Origin of the sequence: Lactobacillus sp. wkB10 (assembly GCF_000760615.1) — a bacterium.
Lineage (GTDB): Bacteria > Bacillota > Bacilli > Lactobacillales > Lactobacillaceae > Lactobacillus > Lactobacillus huangpiensis.
Map to the genome: position 1 here is coordinate 108,431 of NZ_JRJB01000002.1, position 19,079 is coordinate 127,509.

Sequence of the window (19,079 nt, forward strand, 5' to 3'; positions counted from 1 at the left end):
CGAATACTTCAAATAATACTATATCTATTCGTTGTCTGCAATAAATCTCACAGCGGTACCGTAAGCAACCACTGACTGCATGTCGCCACTGATTGAACTAGAGTCAAAACGCATCATTACAATTGCGTCTGCTCCCTTATCCTCTGCAGCTTGACGCAGTCTTTCTAAAGCTTGATTGCGTGAATCTTCAAGCATTTTGGTATAACTGTGAATTTCACCACCAACTACGGATTTTAATCCTGCACCAAAATTTTTAACAAAATTTTTGGACTGAGTAGTCAGACCAAACACTTCACCAATAATTTCATATTTTTTACCAGGTATATTTTCGGTAGTAGTTACTAAAATTTCTCTGTGGGCCATTTTTACTCTCCTATTTGAACATTCGGATAAATATTTTACTAACATAATAGTATGAAATCACCGCATTTTTTGTCAAATTAGAGTTACTATTTTAGCAGCTATTTCAGGAGGCATTAAATTAATCTTTGGCAACTCTTTAATGGCTACCCATTCTGGTTGATAAACATTATCGCTGCTCGACCGCTCTTTTTCTTCACCACTGATTTTAGGTGCAGTTATATATGGAATCTCAGTGTAAAAGAATTCTTCATACTCTTTTCCTTCGCATTTAAAAAAATGTATCAGGTCAGCTAACTTTAGGTGAATATTTAATTCTTCATTTATTTCCCTGATTGCAGTATCTACTGGAGCTTCATTGTTTTCTGCACCACCACCAGGTATTACCCAGTAGTTACGACCATTTTTTAATCTGTGGATTAATAAAACAGCCTTATTTTCATTATTATAAAGTATTACCCGTGCACGCATTTTACCCTCCTAAATTAAAAAATGATGTGTTTCTTATTATACTCTCTTAATTGGAGTTAAAAAAGGGCAGTTGCAAAAATAGCAACTGCCTCTTTTAAACTAATCTTTAATTGTAACTAGAGTGTATTTTCTTTTACCTTTTCGAACAATGACATACTTGCCGTCAAAAGCCTTAGAAGGATCAACTTCAAAGTCTACTGACTGCTCACGGTCACCATTTACATAAATTGCTCCATTTGTAACGTCTTCTCGTGCCTGGCGCTTAGAGGGCTCAATTTTGGTGTCAACCAAAAAGTCCACAATATTCTTGATTTGAGATGTTGATTCCGCTGCAGGTGCACTCTTTAAGCCCTGCTTTATCTGCTTAACTGAAAGATTTTTAATATCTCCAGAAAACAAAGCCTCTGTAATCATTTCTGCTTCTGCTAAGCCTGCTTCTCCGTGAACAAATTTTGTTACTTCTTTAGCTAATGTCTTTTGCGCTGTCCGCTTCCACGGTTCAGCTTTTACTTGCTCCGCCAGATCATCAATTTCTTCATGACTAAGGAAAGTAAAGTACTTCAAGTACTTAACAACGTCACGATCATCCTGATTGATCCAGAATTGGTAAAATTCGTAAGGACTGGTCTTTTCTGGGTCAAGCCAAACCGCACCACCAGCTGATTTACCAAATTTAGTACCATCGGCTTTTAGCATTAATGGAATAGTCAAACCAAAAGCCTGTCTGTCTGACCCCATTAATTTATGGATTAAATCAATTCCTGCTGTAATGTTGCCCCATTGATCGCTACCACCAATTTGCATTTGAACACCATAATTTTTATTTAATTGGTAAAAATCAATGGCCTGCAAAATTTGGTAAGAAAACTCGGTAAATGAAATACCATTTTCCAAGCGGCTGGCAACTACGTCTTTATTGATCATATTATTAACTTGGAAGTGCTTGCCGTATTCACGCAAGAATTCAATTAAACTTAATTTATCAAGCCACTCTGCGTTGTTAACAATTTGAAAGTTATCAGTTCCAAACAATTTCTCCATTTGATTTGTAAGAGCAAGTTCATTTTCGTGTAATTTTTCTGCACTAAGGAGTACTCTCTCTGACTTACGTCCAGAGGGGTCACCAATTGTTCCTGTGCCGCCACCTATAACAATTACAGGATGATATCCAGCCAGTTGAAATCTTTTTAAAATCATGAAGGGAATAAGATGCCCGATATGCAGTGAATCACCAGTAGGATCAGTTCCGCAATAAAGGGCTAAGTCATCGTGGTCTTGTAAGTATTTGGTCAGTCCTGCTTCATCAGTCTGCTGGTTAATCGCTCCACGCCATTTTAAGTCTGCTAAAATATCAAAGTTTGCCATCTTTTTTCCTCCAATAAAAAATCCCTAGATTCGTTTAAGAATCTAGGGACGACTAAATACTTTTTCAGCCGTGGTACCACCCACGTTCGCACTTCAATGACAAGTGCCTTAATTATGGTCTTTATGGGAACCACCCAACTTGTATTTCGCTACGCTTGACCTGTCTAGCTCACACTAACCGCTAGTTCTCTGAACGCTGAATCAAGCTGCTACTTAAATTTGTTATAAATGATAATACTCATTTTTTCTTAATAAGTCAATATAATTTTATTACTTATAAAAGCCTTTAATCTTTAGACCATAGGCCTTTCCAGCTGTCATGTCATATTGAACAGCCTCATAATCGGCTAGAATCTGTTGCTGCTTCTTAGTCAAATATTTTGGATCTATTACTTGTCCTTGCCGACCAATTAACTCGAAGCCTTTATCACCTTTAAAGTTAATAGTAATTGCCGGTAACTTCTTATGAACTTCTGTTAACAGAGCCTGGTAAGGAGTAACTTTCGAATCTGTCTGTTCCAGCATCATTGCAATAAAATCACTTGAGCTGACGAAATTATTAGCTTTACGTGGCAGTCTCTTTTTAGCACCATGTTGACGGGCATATTTATTTGAATAGATAAAGTAGCGCGTTGAGTGCATTTGTACCGGGTATTTAGCAGTATAACTTTGAGAAAGGATACTTGGATAGTGATCGCCGTAAAAGACCAAAGTAATTGGCTTTTTAATTTTATCAATCTGTTCGATAAACTGCTTGACTGCCTTGTCAGTATATTGCGTACCCTTTACGTAGGTAGCCATTTGATCACGTACTGCTGGAGAATTGAATAATTCCCCAGAAATCTTGCCCATATATTCGTTATTTGGATACCAATTATTATATGGCATATGATTTTGAATTGAAATCAAGTTAATGAACTGTCCGCCACCGCGGGAATTGATTTCTTTTAGACCATTAGCATAGGTAGTAAAGTCAGAGTTATAACCACTCTTACCCAATTTCTTCTGGTCAATAACCTTATATTTTGAACCAACAAAGATAAATTTATCAAATTTAAACCTATGATAATCTTCTTGTCTTGAGTAATAAGTACCAATAAATGGGTGGACAGCAGATTTGTAATCGAAGTTCATCCCTATTGTTGGGTAAAAATCATAGTTTGGAACCACTTGAACATATGGGGTCAAGGTGGATTTAAACATTCCCATGTTTAAACCAGTTAAAGTTTCCCATTCCATGTTAGCTGTTCCACCACCATAACCAGCACTGAGCATGTTGCCGTATGTTGAACGTGACTTCATTGACTGAATAAACTTAACTGGATTTGGAACATCACGGTCAAGCCTAAATGTAGGGAAAGTGCTTGGATCAACAAAACTTTCACTCAAATTAAAGACAATAGTTTGATCTTTAAGAGTATTTTTGCGTTTCTTATTTATCCTAGCAGCAACTTTTTCATATTTATTATTTAACTGCTTGATACTTGTTTCTGAATATCCCTCAGGCTGATCCATAATTTGCAAATCAATATAATTCAAGAAATTAAGTACAGGACCATTTACCTGAATATCACGTTCGGGATTACGGAACCTTTGTTTATTATCAAAACCGCGATTGATATGATAGATAACTCCGCCGTCATGGTTAAAGCGCAATGGTGTTACAAATAATAATAAGCTTAAAAGTGCCCAAATACCACGTCTCTTCCATGATCCACGCTTTTTAACAGGGAATTTTATCTCTAAGAAAATATCAAGAGCAATAACTACAACGAGTGCAACTAAAATCACAATGACAGTAGTCTTACCGATCATTGGTATTAATGTTTTCCAATTAACAATTTCACTAAGTTCAGTTGGATAAATTGGCTCTCCACGTAAAATCAGCTTAATCTTATTAGCAACAGCCCAGCCAATCGCAATCAAACTGACTAAAATGTTTGAAGTCCAGTATCGTGTAGTTACAAAATAAAAGACGGAGAATAACGCATCAAGAAAGATAGTTGTCAAAATCATGGCAAAGAATTTAGTGCCTAGAAGATAAACTATCGCATTAATTGTAGAAGCTGTACTTATTTGAATTCGTAAGTTATCAGATTCAATTAGGAAAGAACCAAAACTTAGAATGTAGAACCAGGCCCAAGTAAGCAAATTTACTCTATTAGTAACTATAAACTTGGTAAAGATTGCCCATACTTTTTCACATATCTTAGCTAAATTAGGTTCGTTATCTAAATAATTAATTATTTTTGCAAACGGATTGATTTGAAACAAATAGCGATCAAGTAACTGATACCAAACAATCACAATTAATAGCATAATAACAAGCATAATCAACTTGTTAACTATTGAGGAGTCAGTGAACTGAAATGCTCTCATAAACCTCGGAGAAATGGGTGCATCCATGATCATGATTACCGGGATAAAATAGCGCATTTGCTTTTTATTAAAAGTCATAATAACTTTTTTGAATAATAAGAAAACCGCTACTACCAGTAAAAACATGAACGGAGATGAAGGATTGTTTAAGAACTCCCTGTTCCAGTCACCACCCCCGTTGCCAGAAATAATTTGTGACCAGTAAACAGCATCGAACCCAGAAACACCGATTATCACAATGAAGAAAGAAAGAAAACCGCTAATTAAAGATAAAGTTAACAATTTTTTGCCAATGTGGATATTAGCTAAAAACATGCCCCAGGCAAAAAATAAAACCAAGTAAAGACCATATAGCGAATATTGAAATGACAGGTTGCCGGCACTTAGGGCAAAGCCGAGTAAAGTTAATAAACTCAAAACCAGGAGGTTTTGCTTATTTGTCAATTTATGCAAAAAGTCATACAAATGTGGTTGAATCAACAAACAGAAAATCAAACCAGAAAACAAAACAGATGTACTGGTGATGATCGGAAACAACATGCCCCATACACGCCACATATTAAAGCGGGCAGGAACTATAAAGAAAAATAAAATGTAATAGACAATCAAAGTAGCGCTGGCTAACAACCAGTATTTAAAACTTTCGCTAACACTTTGTTTTTTCTTACTATAAACAGCACCAAATATCATGGGAATAAGCATTAAAGTCGCATTATGCAACATATTTGGCATAAAACGGACAAATGAAAAATGTGCTCTGGCAGCAATTCCCTTCAAGTTGAACATTTGGATCAGCATGAACAGAGTTGCTACCAGAAGACAGATTATCTGGATGGCTTTTAAAGATTTTTTATTTTTATTCATATTTCTAGTTATTTTCCTCACTAAAAATGATGCTATTAATTATCACGCTTAATACCCAACTTTTTCTTAATTGAGTATAAAACATCAACCTTTTTTCCTTTTCCGGCAAAAAAGTCACGAAGATCATATCTAAATTTATAGACCATAACCAACGTCATAATCAATAATACGATTCCGGCTTCCTTAGTTGTTAAAAATTCATATAAACTGAACAATATTATAAAAATTATTGGTGGAACCGTCAAATTTTGTAAAATTATCAACAGGAAAAAAGCAATTAACAATGTAACTGCAGCTACTGGTGTTTCATATAGTGCTGCTACTATAACAGCGACCGTTACACCTTTACCACCATGGAAATGTTCCCAAAAAGGAAAACAGTGACCTAGCATTAATCCCAAGCCTGCATATAACAAAGCAATACTGTCTGAGAAAAAACAGTGTACTATTAAAAGACAAATGAGAGTTTTTAGTATATCGCCAATACAAGTTAATATACCCCATTTTTTCCCAAACACGGCTCCGACATTTGCAGTTCCCGGATTACCTGATCCCACCTTTGTAGGATCTTGATGCAAAGCAAAACGACAAATCAACACGGCAGTGAGTAGACAACCAAACCCATATCCAATAATGATTGACCACAAGCGCATTATCAATAGTCACCTTCTTCCTGGTAACTTTGATCTTGATAATCTTCATATATATGATATTCTTGGCTATCAGGGTTTTTAAAACTGAAGCCATCAATTTTATTACGCTTATTCTGATAAGTTTCATTATTATTTACAGGTGCTTCGGGTAAACCAAGTTCTGCTCGCAGGTAATCTGATACTCGTTGTAATTCTTTAGTAGATTGCACCTGATAAGAAGAACCATCTATTGTAGCATTGTGTCCATGAAGATAATCATTTTTTACGTTTTTAGTAGAATCACGATAATTGAAGGCAATCTGACGCAATGCATCAAAGGGTAAATTGGTTTTAAGATTTCCAGAAACTGACGATAATACTGAATCCAAGCGAGTTAAAGTATTAATTGAAACTGCCTTTTTTATAATAGTAGTAATCACTTGGCGCTGACGCTTTTGACGACCATAATCACCTTCTGGATCATCATAACGCATTCGTGAATATGCCAAAGCACCACCGCCACCCATGTGAGTAAGCTGATTTTTCTTAAAAATATACCCACCATACTCAAAGCTCAGAGTAGGCCTGATATTAATACCGCCAACATAGCGGATGAGACGCATAATGCCCTTCATATTTACCAAAACATAATATTTAATTGGTACATTTACTAATTTAGACACGCTTGCCATCGACATGGCAGCCCCACCAACAGGATAAGCGGCATTTATTTTTTCAACCTGAAACTGGTCAGCACCGACCATTTGAGCCATAGTGTCTCGTGGAACTGACATTAAGGTGTAGCGCTTCTTTTGGGGATTAACAACGGCAATAATAATGGTGTCAGTGTTGCCTTTCTTCTCTTTACGGTCAAGCGCTCCTGTATCGCTGCCCATTAGCAACACCGCAAATTTTTTCTTACCGTTGAACTCACCATTTTTAATCTGCACGCCGTTTTTAGCGTCATACGCATCGTCAACTGTATCTTTTGTACGAAAATAAATATATGCTGAATACACGCAGACTGCCAAGACAAAAAGTGCTATAAGACATGATAACCACGCCAAAATACGTCTTTTTTTATGGTAATCTTTTGCATGTAATTCAACTCGACTTTTATTCGGATGATTATCGTTGTGATCCATAACTTTTTATTTACCCAAATTTTAATTACAATGAGTACATTATAGCAAAAAAAACAAGCCATTGCCGGTTTGTCTATTTTATCTTATTAAAATCATTAATTATTTAACTCAAGACTATGCTTAATCTCAGATCCTCATCACTATCGCTAGCCAGCGTAGCTGCATTATAAGCAGCACTAATCTGATTGCTCTCAGCCGTTAACGTAAAATTAGGGGAAGCTACGGTTAAATTAGTTTTATCTTTATTTAATACGATTTCGTTAGCATTAGTATTTACTTCCCATCCTGAAAAAACTGGTATCACGAATTTCAGCGAAAACGGCATATCTTTATGAGAATTATTTTTCAAGTAAAATTTAATATCAATTCCACTTCCCTCTAATGCGTACGTTAATATTGCTTCAAAGTGGAACGGAAACTTTTTATAACTAGAATTGTCGTCAATCAAAGCCAAACTAACACGTGAATCCCCCTTGTCTACAACTGTCCACGGCAGGATATCTGCTAGATTTTCCTCCTGTTCGGCTCCTCTAAAAATAACTTCTAATGCTTTTTGCGTAGCAACATCTTTAAAATAATCAATTTGACTATTTTGGGCAACAAAGTTAACCACTTTAGCACCCTTTTCAGAAACAGCAACACGCAAAACAGAACTTTCAATTGTTTGCATAATTTACTCCCAAACTTTTTCTCTTTCAAAAATAGCACTCAAATAGTGCTATTGTCAATTTGAGCTCAAAACACAAGATTTTTTGCAATGCCTTCTTTTTATTCAATCAAATTATTGAATAAAAATTATACTTAAATTTTCAAAAAAAGATATAATACTGCGCTTTTCAGATAACATTTTAATCTAAAGGTTATTTTAAAGCATTTTTACTAAAAGAAGCTAAATTTATTAGCAAAATTTACTTAGATATATTATAATTAACTTGTTCCCGAGGATTATAAAAAAGTTTTTGGAACAAGTTAATAAAAAGGGCATCCCAATTGATTGGGATGCTTTTTTTTTATTATATTTCGTAATTAATGCGATCACGCGAAGCTTCGGTAAGGTCTGCAGAAACAGGTGCAACAAATGAGCCATCATCTGGTAATTCAATATCACTAACCTTGCTGGCCTTGGGCAATATTGACTTATTATAAAGACGACTGGCAAGGGTATCAGCGGCCATTTTCATTGACTCGCGCAAACCCTGTCCTTCAGTTATTCCACCTTTAACATCAGGGAAACTAATTACATAAATATCATTTTCCAGTGGCTTAAAAACAGCTGGATACGTCACAACTTTATGGTTCATCCTAGACCTCCTCATTTTGCTCTTTACTTCTACATAATATACCCAAATTGCCAAAAAGAAGAAATAATTATTAAAAAATTATTTTTTAAAATAAAAAAGAGTTGTTTTTTATAATTTTCAACACTTTTTTATATTTAATTATTTATTATTTTTAAATAGTCTCCATCCACTCAGTATAACCGTAATCAAACAAATTACCATTGAAATAATAAAAACAACATGCATGCCATAAATAAAAATCTCGGGTTGTTTAGGCAGGTAAGCGGTAACTCTTGCTCCCTTTGCTTTGCTCATCGCAGCAAATAAAACCGTAGTAGCACTTGATATACCAATGACCATTCCTAGATTACGAGAAAGTGAATTAATACTGCCTGCAATGCCTAAATCTTTTTGTTCGACTGAGCTCATAACTAAAGAATTATTTGGGGAACTGAATATGCCACTGCCTAACCCCATAATTGCGATACTAATTATGAATAACCACATGGATGAATTCAAATTGCATAACGTATAACCAATCTGACTGATTAGCAATAACACAAGACCAATAAAAGTAATCAATTTAGGACCGATTTTATCAGATATAGAACCAGCAACCGGGGCAGCAAAAAGTTGAACTACTGGTAGTATCATTAAAATTAAACCGGTTTTCCCTGGTAACAAGTGACGGGCATTTTCCAAATAAAAAGGAGTGACCACATTAAAGAAAAAGTTAGTTATAAAAATTAATAATGCACAAAGCAGACTAACTGAAAAATCTGGATTTTTAAATAATTTAAATTGCAATAATGGATTTGTCACATGATTTTCAACGTAAACAAACCAGATAAAACTGACCAGACCCACTAGCAACATAAGTAAAACGGGTAAAGAACTAAAGCCAAGCTGTTGTCCTAAAAAGATACCTCCAAACAATGTAATCATGCCTAAAGCAAAGCTAAAAGAGCCGGCTTTATCTAAAGCAGATTTAGTAAAAGTAATATCCTTGGGTAAAAATATAGCCCCAATTATTGCAGCTATAAGACCAACAGGAACATTTAGCCAAAAAATATAAGACCATGAAAGGTGACTTAAAATTAAGCCACCAAGTCCAGGACCTGCAATTGAACCCAGAGCAACAAAAGATCCGATTGTACCTAATGCCTTTCCTCTTTCAGTAGCCGGAAAAATTTCAGTAATGATACCATTATTAGTAGCCATAGTCATGGCAGCACCAAAAGCCTGCAGTGCCCTGGCCAGCAATAAAAATATTAAATTAATTCTAATTCCTGATAAAAGCGAACCGGCAATAAAGAATATAGCTCCCAAGCGAAAAACCTTTATTTTGCCGTAAGTGTCACTTAATTTGCCAAAAAATAAAATAAAGCTGCAAACTACAATCAAATATAGTGAAACTACCCATTCAGATTGACTCATCGGGATATGTAAGTCTTTACTGATCACTGGCAAAGCAATATTAACAATCGTACCGTCCAGGGTTGACATAAATGTAAACAGACCCACAGCAACTAATATCCACCAGCGATTTTTTTGTACCTTTTGATTAGATTGATAGCTTAATGTTTGTGCCATTTTAATATACTCTCCATTTCAAAATTAGTTAGGTACCTTAATAGATTGAATTATACACCTTTTTTTCTATCTGCCAAGTATAAAAGCGACCACATATTTATGTAGTCGCTTTTTCTAATTAGCAGGTGAATATTATGTAATTAATCTAAATTGATAAAAGTAATTTACGAACTTCTTGTAGACTATGAGCATTTAACAGATGCTTAACATTATCCGGATTTCTAACTATATCAACTAATTGTTCCAGCATTATTTTTCCTCTTTCCAGATGTAATCGTTCTCAACGAATATTCAAGCACGACAACAGAATAAGCAAAAGTCAAGGTTATCTATTATTTCTGGTGCAATCAGTTAACTAGAGATTTTGACAACAAAAAAGCACATCTTTTAGAATGTGCTTTTTACTTTTGATTTAGCTTTTCTTTCTTTAAATAAAATATTGTTACCTTTAAGCAAAAACGCAGTACAAAAATATTAATTACATTTTTAAATGAGGCAGCTATTTATATTAATGATAAGTCCAGCAAAAGCAATAATTTGTAATATCATTATCAAAAGGCTAATTATTTATTTTTTAACTTTATTTCTTCTTTTTGGTAAACAAAGCGATTTGTATTAAAATTAAACTATCATAGACGCGAAAGAAGCACGAAACATGAGGATTAATAATTTTTAATTTTTTTGAGAAATACCACTTAATAAATTTATTTACAGAAAGAGAAATAAATGATTGAAAATACTCCACGTAAAACAAAAGCATTTATTGCTGGAGCCAATTTAAATGATCCTAATTTTGACTACTACATGAGTGAACTGGCTAACCTTACAGAAGCTGCAAACATGGAGGTTGTTGGACAAGCTCGACAAAATGAGGAACATATAATAGCTGGCACTTATTTTGGCTTAGGAAAAATCAATGAAATTAAGGATATGGCACATGGTTTAAAAGCAAAAGTTCTAGTACTTAATGATGAATTGACGCCAGTTCAAATTCGGAACTTAGAGAAATTAACTAAATTACGAGTAATTGATCGTACCGAACTAATTTTAGAAATATTTTCAAGTAGAGCACGCACTAAGCAAGCAAAACTGCAGGTTCAACTGGCACGCTTGCAGTATGAATTGCCACGATTGCACCCATCAGAAAATACCTTAGACCAGCAACGCGGTAATGGTGGCTCAACTGGCGGCGGCTTTGCCAACCGTGGTGCTGGTGAATCCAAACTGGAATTGAACCGGCGCACTATTGGTAGACAAATTTCTATTATAAAAAGGGAATTGCAAGCAATTGATAAGCAGGAACAAATCAAAGCCAAAAGGCGTAATCAAAACCATATTCCAAAAGTAGCACTTGTTGGTTATACCAATGCCGGCAAATCAACCACAATGAATGGACTGCTAAAAGAATTTTCTAAACATAGCGATAAACAAGTTTTTGTGAAAAATATGTTATTTGCCACATTAGATACAAACGTACGCAGAATAGACTTAGAAAATAATTTTAGTTTTATTCTTTCAGACACAGTTGGTTTTATTTCTAAATTACCTCATAATTTGATTGAATCTTTTAAAGCTACTTTGCAAGAAGTTAAAGATGCCGACTTATTAATAAACGTTGTTGATGCTTCAGATCCTAACATGATCCAGATGATTCGCACCACACAAAATGTGCTCAATGAAATTGGTGTCAAAAACACCCCAATAATAACTGCCTATAACAAGGCTGACAAGTCGGAACGTAATTATCCCCAAATTGAAGGCAGCGGCATTTTATATTCCGCAGTTGACACTAAATCTATTGAAACCCTCGCTGATTTAATAACAAAGCGAATTTTTACCAATTATAAAAAAATAAATTTGTTATTGCCTTTATCCGCAGGAAAAATTTTATCCTATTTACACGAAAATGCCCAAGTATTAACAGAGAGATATCAAAATGATGGTGTTCATATTGCTGTGAGGCTCTCACCTAGAGAACAAGCACATTTTGCCAGTTATATTGTCTAAACTAAAATAAATGATAGAAAACTAACACTAATAAAAAAGATTCTCACTTCGATATGAGAATCTTTTATTTTAATATAAATTGATTTTCGAAAATCATATTGAAATCAATTTAATCATAAACTTTGCTTGTAAATTAGAGAAGAACACGTTTTGCTACACAAGGATAAAAATATGAGCTGATTGTTTGTAATACAACCCCTTGTTCCGGTGTTGCAGCACTGACATACTGATTATTTCCAACATAAATGCCAACATGATAAGGCGCCTCTGTCGAACCCCAATATAATAAATCTCCGGGTTGTAATTGATTCATTGACACCGTTTGCCCAACCTTCACTTGATCAGTCGTTACACGAGGTAATTTCACACCACCAACTTGATTATAAACATATTGCACCAGACCAGAGCAATCATAGCTATCTGGTCCATTGCCACCCCAGACATAACTTTTGCCTAATTGACTTTCAGCTAAATTGACTACAGCCTGTGCTCGTCTTGAAGTATCGCTTGAAGAATTATTAGAAACAGTTTTATTACCTAAATTAATTGGATTTACGGTAGTTTTATTACTCTTCTTTTTAATAACATTATTTAAACTAGGAACAACTACTTTTTGTTTTTGAACCTTTTGCTTTTTTGGTACTTTTAATGCCTTTTTAGGCTTTATTTTTTTATTTTTCTTTTTTGTGGCAACAGATTTTACTTGTTCACGAGCAGTTTTAGCATCAGATTTTTCTTCTAGATCTTCAGTATAGCGAGCTTCAATCCACTCACTGTCACCAATCATATACCATAGCTTACCTTTGCGGTCCACTGCAGTTTTAGCAACATTCCACTTACTTTTATTTTTAGCACGAAAACTTATTAGTTGTCCTCCCTCAAAATTAGTCCATATCTTGACATCTTTATTTGGTAAACAACTAATTTGAATCCTCTTGACTGGGACTTTTAATGTAGCAGCATCCACAGCTTTCTGCGGTGAAGCCACACCAATTCCGGTTAGAGTCAATGCCGCGGCAAGACCCATTTTCCAAAAATTACGCTTCATCAAATCAGTTCTCCTTCAATAGCTTAATGTGATCAAAAATTAGTATTCAATTTTATTTTAAACGCTTCAGATTTTTAATCAAGTTACACCAATCAATTAGCAATAAAAAAACACTTAGAAGATTTTCTAAGTGTTTTAAATTTCAAACTTATTCTTATTCAAGAACACGTTTTGCAACTGATGGATAGAAATATGAACTTAAATTTTCTTTTACAACCCCTTGAGCTGGAGTAGCAGCATGTACATATTGATTGTCACCAACATAGATACCTACATGATATGGAGCTGTTGATGAACCCCAAAATAGAAGGTCACCGGGCTTTAAATTTTGCATTGAAACTTTCTTGCCCTGCTTAACTTGTGAATAAGTTGTGCGACTCAAGTTTACTCCGGTAGCTTTGCTGTAAACATATTGAGCTAAACCTGAACAATCAAAACCTTGAGGACCGTTTCCGCCCCACGCGTATGATTTTCCAACTTCAGCATTTGCCAAATCAACAACTTTTTCTGCCTGTTTTACACTTTTCTTCTTGATAGTTCTAGCTTGAACTTTTGCTATTTTGACTCCCGGCTTGACAGTATAACGAGCTTGAATCCATTGATTTTCACCAATCTGATACCAAGTATTTCCCTTTTTATCGATTGCACTGCTTAAAATGCTCACTGTTTTACCGTGCTTAATTCTTTTACCAGTAAAAGTAGGATTTTCATAATTATCCCATACATTAATGCCATATCCAGGAACATAATTGATTTTTAGCTTGTTTGTAGAAGCCTTAACATTAGTAGCCGCAGAGCTAGTATTTACTGCGTTTGCAATACCAAATCCAGTAATAGTCAAAGCAGCTGCAGTAGTAAATTTAACTAAATTACTTTTAACTTTCAAAATCAAAATCCCCCCGTATTCGCATCAAATTTTTTAAAAATTAAGTTCTATTTCTATGTTACAAAATCAATTTTACTCGCATATTGTTACAATAAGGTTACAATAATAATACCAGTAAGTAAAAAAAGCCCTTTCAACTTCACTATACCTGAAAGAGCATATCTGCAAATTTATAATTTTTAAAATATAGAACTAGAGTTTAATTAATCTAAGATACGTTTAGCAGCGGAGGGATAGAAATAGGCACTAAGTGATTGTTTTAAAACACCTTGACTTGGGGTAGCTGCATGAACAAATTGGTTATCTCCAACATAAATGCCAACATGATAAGGGGCAACGGAAGAACCCCAGAAAAGCAAATCGCCTTTCTTTAATTTTTTTAATGAAACTTTTTTACCCTGAGTTACTTGAGAATAAGTGGTTCTTGGTAAAGTTTTATCCCCAGCTTTTTTATACACATATTGTACTAAGCCGGAACAATCAAAAGAGTAAGGACCTGTAGCACCGTACACATAGCCTTTACCTACCTGTTTTTTGGCTAACTTAGCTACAGCTGTCCGTTTCTTAGTTACACTACTGGCACTGACATCATTTGCAGTGGTAGCACTAACTACAGTTACACTAGTTGTACTAGTGAAAAACAAAGCAATGAAAGTTATTAACTTAACTAATCTCTTTGAGTGTCCGTGTTTCAAAATTAAACTCTTTTCTAGTTCATAAGCAAAGCTTTTTAATTCCAACAAATGATAATTGGAAATCATTCGCCCTATTTCTCCGACATTTTCTATAATACTCATTTAATGTTACACATTTGTTTCAAACGAGCTACAAAACGTTAAGAATTTTATTTTGAAACGGATATTTTTTTACAAAAGTAATTTAATTAGTTCGGCAAGTTTCTAAGACTTGTAACAATGGTAAAGAGTTCTTTTTCAGTCTGCTGCCAGTTGTCATTGATTAATATGTGAGCGTCTTTTTTTAAGTTATCAGGCAGCACATTTAGCTCGCTGCCACTTAATCGTTCTTTAATTTTATGCGGTTCATCACCTCTTTTTAATAAACGCTCAGCAAGCATCTCTTTTGAGCTGGTAGTAATATATAAAAAATAAACTTTCTTATTGATTGCAGCTAAATATGAAGCAGCACCCTTAATATCAACAATCAAGGATACTATATCGTGGTTCAGCCAGGCTTTCTCTAATGCTTCTCTGCTCGAACCATATTGATATGAGCCATATTTAACGTGCTCAAAAAAATGCAGTTTTTTAAAACTGTCGTTAGTTTCAAAATGATAAGATCCCTCTGGGCTTTCTCCTGGTCTAATTGGCCTGGTAGTATGAGTCAAGACTCTGGGAATATCAAACTTATTTGCTAAGTATTCTGAAACAGTAGTTTTGCCTGCACCACTGGGGCCAGCAATTAAAATTAATTTTTGCAAAATCCAGGCTTCCTTTACTTGAAAACAATTCGCTTTTATAATAATATCTTTCTATTATAATGAAACATGGGTAAGAGAGGAAGTAAAACTTATTATGAAAAAAGCAGATGTGAAAGCAGATGACATTCTTAGCGCTAAATCTGAAGAAGAACTGACCAAACCTTTTTTAGGTAAAGTAGAAAAAATTTACGAAAATTCTGCCCTGCTAAAAATCATTGATTATGATCCTACTGACAGAACTGCGGTAAGTGATCTTAATCAAAAGATTGTAGTGAATTTCAAAAACTTGAAAAGCATTCCTAAAAAGAAGATCAAAGAAATTCAAGCATTGGCAAAAAGTGACGTCAAAGTAGAAAAAATCAAAAAGACTGATAAAAGAAAAGATTAATAACTATTTTTTAATTAAGAAACAGTGAATTAGGTTCACTGCTCTTTTTTTTTGCCTCATTTTTGCCTAAAATTAAACCATGTAAATATTTATGTTATGGAGAAAAAAGTGAAAGAAAAAGCAAGAACTGTCTTATTTTGGTTCATTTTAATACAGCCGTTTTTAGATTTATATTGGTTTTATCATGGCACTCTGGCTAATATTTTACCATTTACTTTGCCCACAATTATCCGTATTTTAGCTGTGGCTGCATTAGTTTGTCTTTACTTTAGCTCGAAAAATTCCTGGCAGAAACTATCACAGGAAAAATTGCTACTATTCTATATTGTTCTTTTAGCCATCTATTCAGCATTCCATTTAGTACATGTGCAACACTTCACCAGTGTTAATCCGAATAATTACGGCTATACTGCCAGTGGAGAAATCTTTTATTTGATTAGAATGATACTGCCTTTAACAGTTCTTTATTTGACTAATGAATTAGACTTTGATCAAAAACAATTGCAACTTGTAATTGAGGGTATTTCAGGACTTTTTTCAGGCACTATAGTTCTTTCCAACCTTTTTGTCGTATCCCTTAAATCATATGAAACGGGAACCATCAGCGCCAACATTTTTGAATGGTTCTTTAATCCTAATATTGGTTATTCCCATATGGCTTCTAAAGGTTTCTTCAACTTTACTAATATGATCTCGGCAGTCTTGTTTATGCTGCTGCCACTTATGCTGTATTACCTTTTTACTTCATTTAGCTGGCATACGGTTTTGCTAAATGTTGTGCAGGCTCTGGCAATGATTGAGATTGGTACTAAAGTAGCAGCAATTGGCCTAATTGGCGGCATAATAATTTGCCTTATCCTGTTTGGTCTACATAAATATCTAATTAAAGATGTGAAAAAAGGTGGTAAGGCATTTTTAGTTGCAGTCCTAATTGAAGTAGGAACTCTCGTAATTTTGCCTTTTGGCCCTGCAATTCAGCGTTACAATTATGAAATTTATTTAGCTAAACAATCTGACCACGACTTAACTGATGAAAAAAAGGAGCTGGCTGCGGGCTTACAAAAATATCCCAGTGGCGAAAAAAGAGCTGAATTTTTACGTTACTTCATTAAGAAAAATTATCAGGAATATGCTCTTAATCACAAGTTTGTTTTCAAAAGTTATCCGTATCAGTATGATCCTGAATTTTGGCTCAAAATTATGAATGAACCGGGTCAAGCGCGAATGGAAAACCGCCATATTGAAAAGGCAATGCTTGATCAAGTAGTCAAAACCAATAACAACAAGTTAGACAAATTTTTGGGTATTTCGTATATTCGAGAAAACAACATCTTTAATTTAGAGCGTGATTTTACTGCTCAAATATATTCTTTAGGCTGGCTCGGAATGCTCCTGTTTGTCGGACCATATTTGGCAGTTTTATTTTATGGAGCATACAGGTGGCTAAGATATAAGTCAGCACGCACTTATTTAGTCAGTTCTTTAATTGTTTCCAGCAGCTTCATTTTACTCGCCGCTTTTTCCTCTGGTAATGTAGTCGACTTCTTGACAGCCAGCTTTATTCTCGCTTTTGTCGAAGGAAATCTCCTGGTTCAAGTTCGTAAAAAGGAAACTATACGGAATTTTAATTAATGCGAAATTGCAAATTCATCATAAGATTCAATTTTAATTAAGGGACTAATGTTGCTATCAAACTTCGTCCCTTTATTTTTTCATTTGTGAAATTTTTGACCATTAGAAAAACCCCGAAATTGCACAAATTCGGGGCTTAAACTAAGTTAGTTGCTTAAATTTTATTTTTTATTCATTGTATCTGCTAATTCTTTAAACCATAAAGCACTCCTTTTAACATATCTTTTCTGCGTCTCAAAGTCTACATAAAATAAGCCATAACGCTTATTATAGCCATTAGCCCAAGAAAATTGATCTTGCAATGACCATACAAAGTAGCCTTGAACATTCACACCCTCACGGCGCGCCTTCAAGAGGGCTGCGACGTGTTGATCAATAAAATCAATTCTGGGAGTGTCATCAATAATCTTATCTGGGCTGACAAATTTATCCTTATAGCCTAAACCATTTTCAGTAACATAAATTGTTTTGCAGTTAGGATAATCACGACTAATACGCTTTAATGTGTCATAGAGACCCTGTGGGAAAATATTCCAGTCCCAGTCAGTTGTTGGGACTCCCGGCTTTTTAACAGTTTCTCCTACTCCTTTAAACTTAAAAGAAGAAGTGCCCTTGTCACCTGTACCATTAAAGTGATTCTCACTTTCACCATGATATGCCTTAATAAACTGATTTTGATAATAATTCAAACCAAAAATATCGTTTTGCTTTGCTGCCTTAGCCAGAATGTCCAAGTCACCGTCTTGAATATCTAAATGCGCGTTATTTAAACGCAATATTTCATTAATTGATGCCATGGTATCATCTGAATAATAGCCTAAGAATGTCCCATCAAGCAAAAATTTGTTCAAAAATGCATCTTGCAACTTAGCGGCATGTTCATCTGCAGCACTTGTAGATATTGGATAAACCGGCTGAATTACATGAATCAAGCCAATTCTTCCTGGTAGACCCATTTCCTTATATAAATTAACTACTCTTGCATGCGCCAATAATTCATTATGTTCAGCTTGAATAGCACTGGTAACATCAAAATGATGATTTGGTGGAAAAGTACCGGCAATGTACTGTGAATATGCTAAAGAAATCAGCTCATTAATGGTAAACCAATTTTTTACTTCTTTAAATTCACTAAAACAAAATTTGGCATAATCAACAAAATAGTCAATATTCTTACGGTTTAACCAATCACCGTTGTCAAACAGCGTTTTGGGACTATCAAAGTGATGCAAGCTAACATATGGCTCAATACCATTATCCAAACATTCCTTAAATAGTTTGTGATAATAATCTACGCCACTTTGATTAACTTGACCGTGACCTTCAGGAAAAATCCTGGTTGAGGCAATTGAAACGCGAATTGCATTTAAACCGTATTTTTTGGCAAGTCCAATATCTTCAGGATAGCGATTGTAAAAGTCGCTAGCAGGATCTGGTGAAAACCTGCCCTGTTTTTTAAGGTAATCATCCCACATCGTTTTGCCTTTACCGTCAACTGTAGTGCTACCTTCGACTTGATAAGCGGCAGTGGCGCCACCCCACACGAAATCATGAGGCAATTTTTGTACTCTATTTAATAAAGTCATTTTAT

Annotated in this window: 17 protein-coding genes; 3 read left to right on the forward strand and 14 right to left on the reverse strand. The window is 34.7% G+C overall.

The annotated features are described in order from the left end of the window. Positions 1-24: 24 nt before the first annotated feature. From LACWKB10_RS01855 to LACWKB10_RS01895, 9 genes are all read right to left on the reverse strand, one after another. Positions 25-363 (reverse strand): heavy metal-binding domain-containing protein, encoded by a 339-nt coding sequence (locus LACWKB10_RS01855; RefSeq protein WP_034978056.1) that lies wholly within the window; start codon positions 361-363, stop codon positions 25-27. 72 nt (positions 364-435) lie between these two features. Beyond that, positions 436-831, reverse strand: a complete 396-nt coding sequence (locus LACWKB10_RS01860) for an NUDIX domain-containing protein (protein WP_034978058.1) — start codon at positions 829-831, stop codon at positions 436-438. 99 nt (positions 832-930) lie between these two features. Beyond that, positions 931-2,196, reverse strand: a complete 1,266-nt coding sequence (gene tyrS / locus LACWKB10_RS01865; protein WP_034978060.1) for a tyrosine--tRNA ligase — start codon at positions 2,194-2,196, stop codon at positions 931-933. A gap of 270 nt (positions 2,197-2,466) precedes the next feature. Next, positions 2,467-5,439 carry an LTA synthase family protein gene (locus tag LACWKB10_RS01870; protein WP_034978062.1) on the reverse strand — a complete coding sequence of 991 codons (2,973 nt, stop codon included), beginning with the start codon at positions 5,437-5,439 and terminating at the stop codon, positions 2,467-2,469. A gap of 35 nt (positions 5,440-5,474) precedes the next feature. Then, entirely contained in the window at positions 5,475-6,095 is a 621-nt protein-coding gene (locus LACWKB10_RS01875) for a glycerol-3-phosphate acyltransferase (RefSeq protein WP_152560550.1), read from the reverse strand. Next, positions 6,095-7,216, reverse strand: a complete 1,122-nt coding sequence (locus LACWKB10_RS01880) for an LCP family protein (protein WP_034978066.1) — start codon at positions 7,214-7,216, stop codon at positions 6,095-6,097. Before LACWKB10_RS01880 ends, LACWKB10_RS01875 begins: the two co-directional genes overlap by 1 nt. Positions 7,217-7,319: 103 nt before the next feature. Next, positions 7,320-7,886, reverse strand: a complete 567-nt coding sequence (locus LACWKB10_RS01885; protein ID WP_034978068.1) for a hypothetical protein — start codon at positions 7,884-7,886, stop codon at positions 7,320-7,322. Positions 7,887-8,229: 343 nt separating this feature from the next. Next, on the reverse strand, positions 8,230-8,517 hold the full coding sequence (locus LACWKB10_RS01890) for a type II toxin-antitoxin system HicB family antitoxin (protein WP_034978069.1): 288 nt from the start codon (positions 8,515-8,517) through the stop codon (positions 8,230-8,232). A 138-nt stretch (positions 8,518-8,655) separates the two neighbouring features. After that, a complete protein-coding gene (locus LACWKB10_RS01895) occupies positions 8,656-10,089 on the reverse strand; it encodes an MFS transporter (protein WP_034978071.1) in 1,434 nt (477 codons plus the stop codon). A 726-nt stretch (positions 10,090-10,815) separates the two neighbouring features. Between LACWKB10_RS01895 and hflX the strand changes: the two genes are divergently transcribed. Then, entirely contained in the window at positions 10,816-12,096 is a 1,281-nt protein-coding gene (hflX, locus tag LACWKB10_RS01900) for a GTPase HflX (protein WP_034978072.1), read from the forward strand. 133 nt (positions 12,097-12,229) lie between these two features. On the opposite strand, the gene LACWKB10_RS01905 is transcribed toward hflX, so the two are convergent. The 4 genes from LACWKB10_RS01905 to LACWKB10_RS01920 all read right to left on the reverse strand — a co-directional run bounded on the left by LACWKB10_RS01905 (position 12,230) and on the right by LACWKB10_RS01920 (position 15,468). After that, the gene (locus tag LACWKB10_RS01905) at positions 12,230-13,144 is read right to left on the reverse strand and encodes a C40 family peptidase (RefSeq protein ID WP_034978073.1); all 915 of its coding nucleotides are present in this window, start codon (positions 13,142-13,144) and stop codon (positions 12,230-12,232) included. A 154-nt stretch (positions 13,145-13,298) separates the two neighbouring features. Beyond that, entirely contained in the window at positions 13,299-14,030 is a 732-nt protein-coding gene (locus LACWKB10_RS01910; RefSeq protein ID WP_034978074.1) for a C40 family peptidase, read from the reverse strand. Positions 14,031-14,233: 203 nt separating this feature from the next. After that, positions 14,234-14,827 (reverse strand): C40 family peptidase, encoded by a 594-nt coding sequence (locus tag LACWKB10_RS01915; RefSeq protein ID WP_235191481.1) that lies wholly within the window; start codon positions 14,825-14,827, stop codon positions 14,234-14,236. Between the two features lie 86 nt (positions 14,828-14,913). Further along, positions 14,914-15,468 carry a guanylate kinase gene (locus tag LACWKB10_RS01920; protein WP_034978075.1) on the reverse strand — a complete coding sequence of 185 codons (555 nt, stop codon included), beginning with the start codon at positions 15,466-15,468 and terminating at the stop codon, positions 14,914-14,916. Between the two features lie 94 nt (positions 15,469-15,562). Here LACWKB10_RS01920 and LACWKB10_RS01925 point away from each other — a divergent pair, with 94 nt between their 5' ends. Together LACWKB10_RS01925 and LACWKB10_RS01930 are read left to right on the forward strand one after the other, a co-directional pair. Then, entirely contained in the window at positions 15,563-15,856 is a 294-nt protein-coding gene (locus LACWKB10_RS01925) for a hypothetical protein (protein ID WP_034978076.1), read from the forward strand. Between the two features lie 108 nt (positions 15,857-15,964). Next, a complete protein-coding gene (locus tag LACWKB10_RS01930; RefSeq protein ID WP_034978077.1) occupies positions 15,965-17,488 on the forward strand; it encodes an O-antigen ligase family protein in 1,524 nt (507 codons plus the stop codon). A 161-nt stretch (positions 17,489-17,649) separates the two neighbouring features. On the opposite strand, the gene lacG is transcribed toward LACWKB10_RS01930, so the two are convergent. Next, a complete protein-coding gene (lacG, locus tag LACWKB10_RS01935; protein WP_034978080.1) occupies positions 17,650-19,074 on the reverse strand; it encodes a 6-phospho-beta-galactosidase in 1,425 nt (474 codons plus the stop codon). Positions 19,075-19,079: the final 5 nt, after the last annotated feature.

What these genes read in the sequence shown, in the direction of transcription:
- hflX (WP_034978072.1), top strand. Translation starts at nt 10,816, where the DNA reads ATGATTGAAAATACTCCACGTAAAACAAAAGCATTTATTGCTGGAGCC.
- LACWKB10_RS01915 (WP_235191481.1), bottom strand. Translation starts at nt 14,827, where the DNA reads ATGAGTATTATAGAAAATGTCGGAGAAATAGGGCGAATGATTTCCAAT.
- LACWKB10_RS01905 (WP_034978073.1), bottom strand. Translation starts at nt 13,144, where the DNA reads ATGAAGCGTAATTTTTGGAAAATGGGTCTTGCCGCGGCATTGACTCTA.
- LACWKB10_RS01860 (WP_034978058.1), bottom strand. Translation starts at nt 831, where the DNA reads ATGCGTGCACGGGTAATACTTTATAATAATGAAAATAAGGCTGTTTTA.
- LACWKB10_RS01885 (WP_034978068.1), bottom strand. Translation starts at nt 7,886, where the DNA reads ATGCAAACAATTGAAAGTTCTGTTTTGCGTGTTGCTGTTTCTGAAAAG.
- LACWKB10_RS01870 (WP_034978062.1), bottom strand. Translation starts at nt 5,439, where the DNA reads ATGAATAAAAATAAAAAATCTTTAAAAGCCATCCAGATAATCTGTCTT.
- LACWKB10_RS01925 (WP_034978076.1), top strand. Translation starts at nt 15,563, where the DNA reads ATGAAAAAAGCAGATGTGAAAGCAGATGACATTCTTAGCGCTAAATCT.
- tyrS (WP_034978060.1), bottom strand. Translation starts at nt 2,196, where the DNA reads ATGGCAAACTTTGATATTTTAGCAGACTTAAAATGGCGTGGAGCGATT.
- LACWKB10_RS01880 (WP_034978066.1), bottom strand. Translation starts at nt 7,216, where the DNA reads ATGGATCACAACGATAATCATCCGAATAAAAGTCGAGTTGAATTACAT.
- LACWKB10_RS01895 (WP_034978071.1), bottom strand. Translation starts at nt 10,089, where the DNA reads ATGGCACAAACATTAAGCTATCAATCTAATCAAAAGGTACAAAAAAAT.
- LACWKB10_RS01890 (WP_034978069.1), bottom strand. Translation starts at nt 8,517, where the DNA reads ATGAACCATAAAGTTGTGACGTATCCAGCTGTTTTTAAGCCACTGGAA.
- LACWKB10_RS01855 (WP_034978056.1), bottom strand. Translation starts at nt 363, where the DNA reads ATGGCCCACAGAGAAATTTTAGTAACTACTACCGAAAATATACCTGGT.
- lacG (WP_034978080.1), bottom strand. Translation starts at nt 19,074, where the DNA reads ATGACTTTATTAAATAGAGTACAAAAATTGCCTCATGATTTCGTGTGG.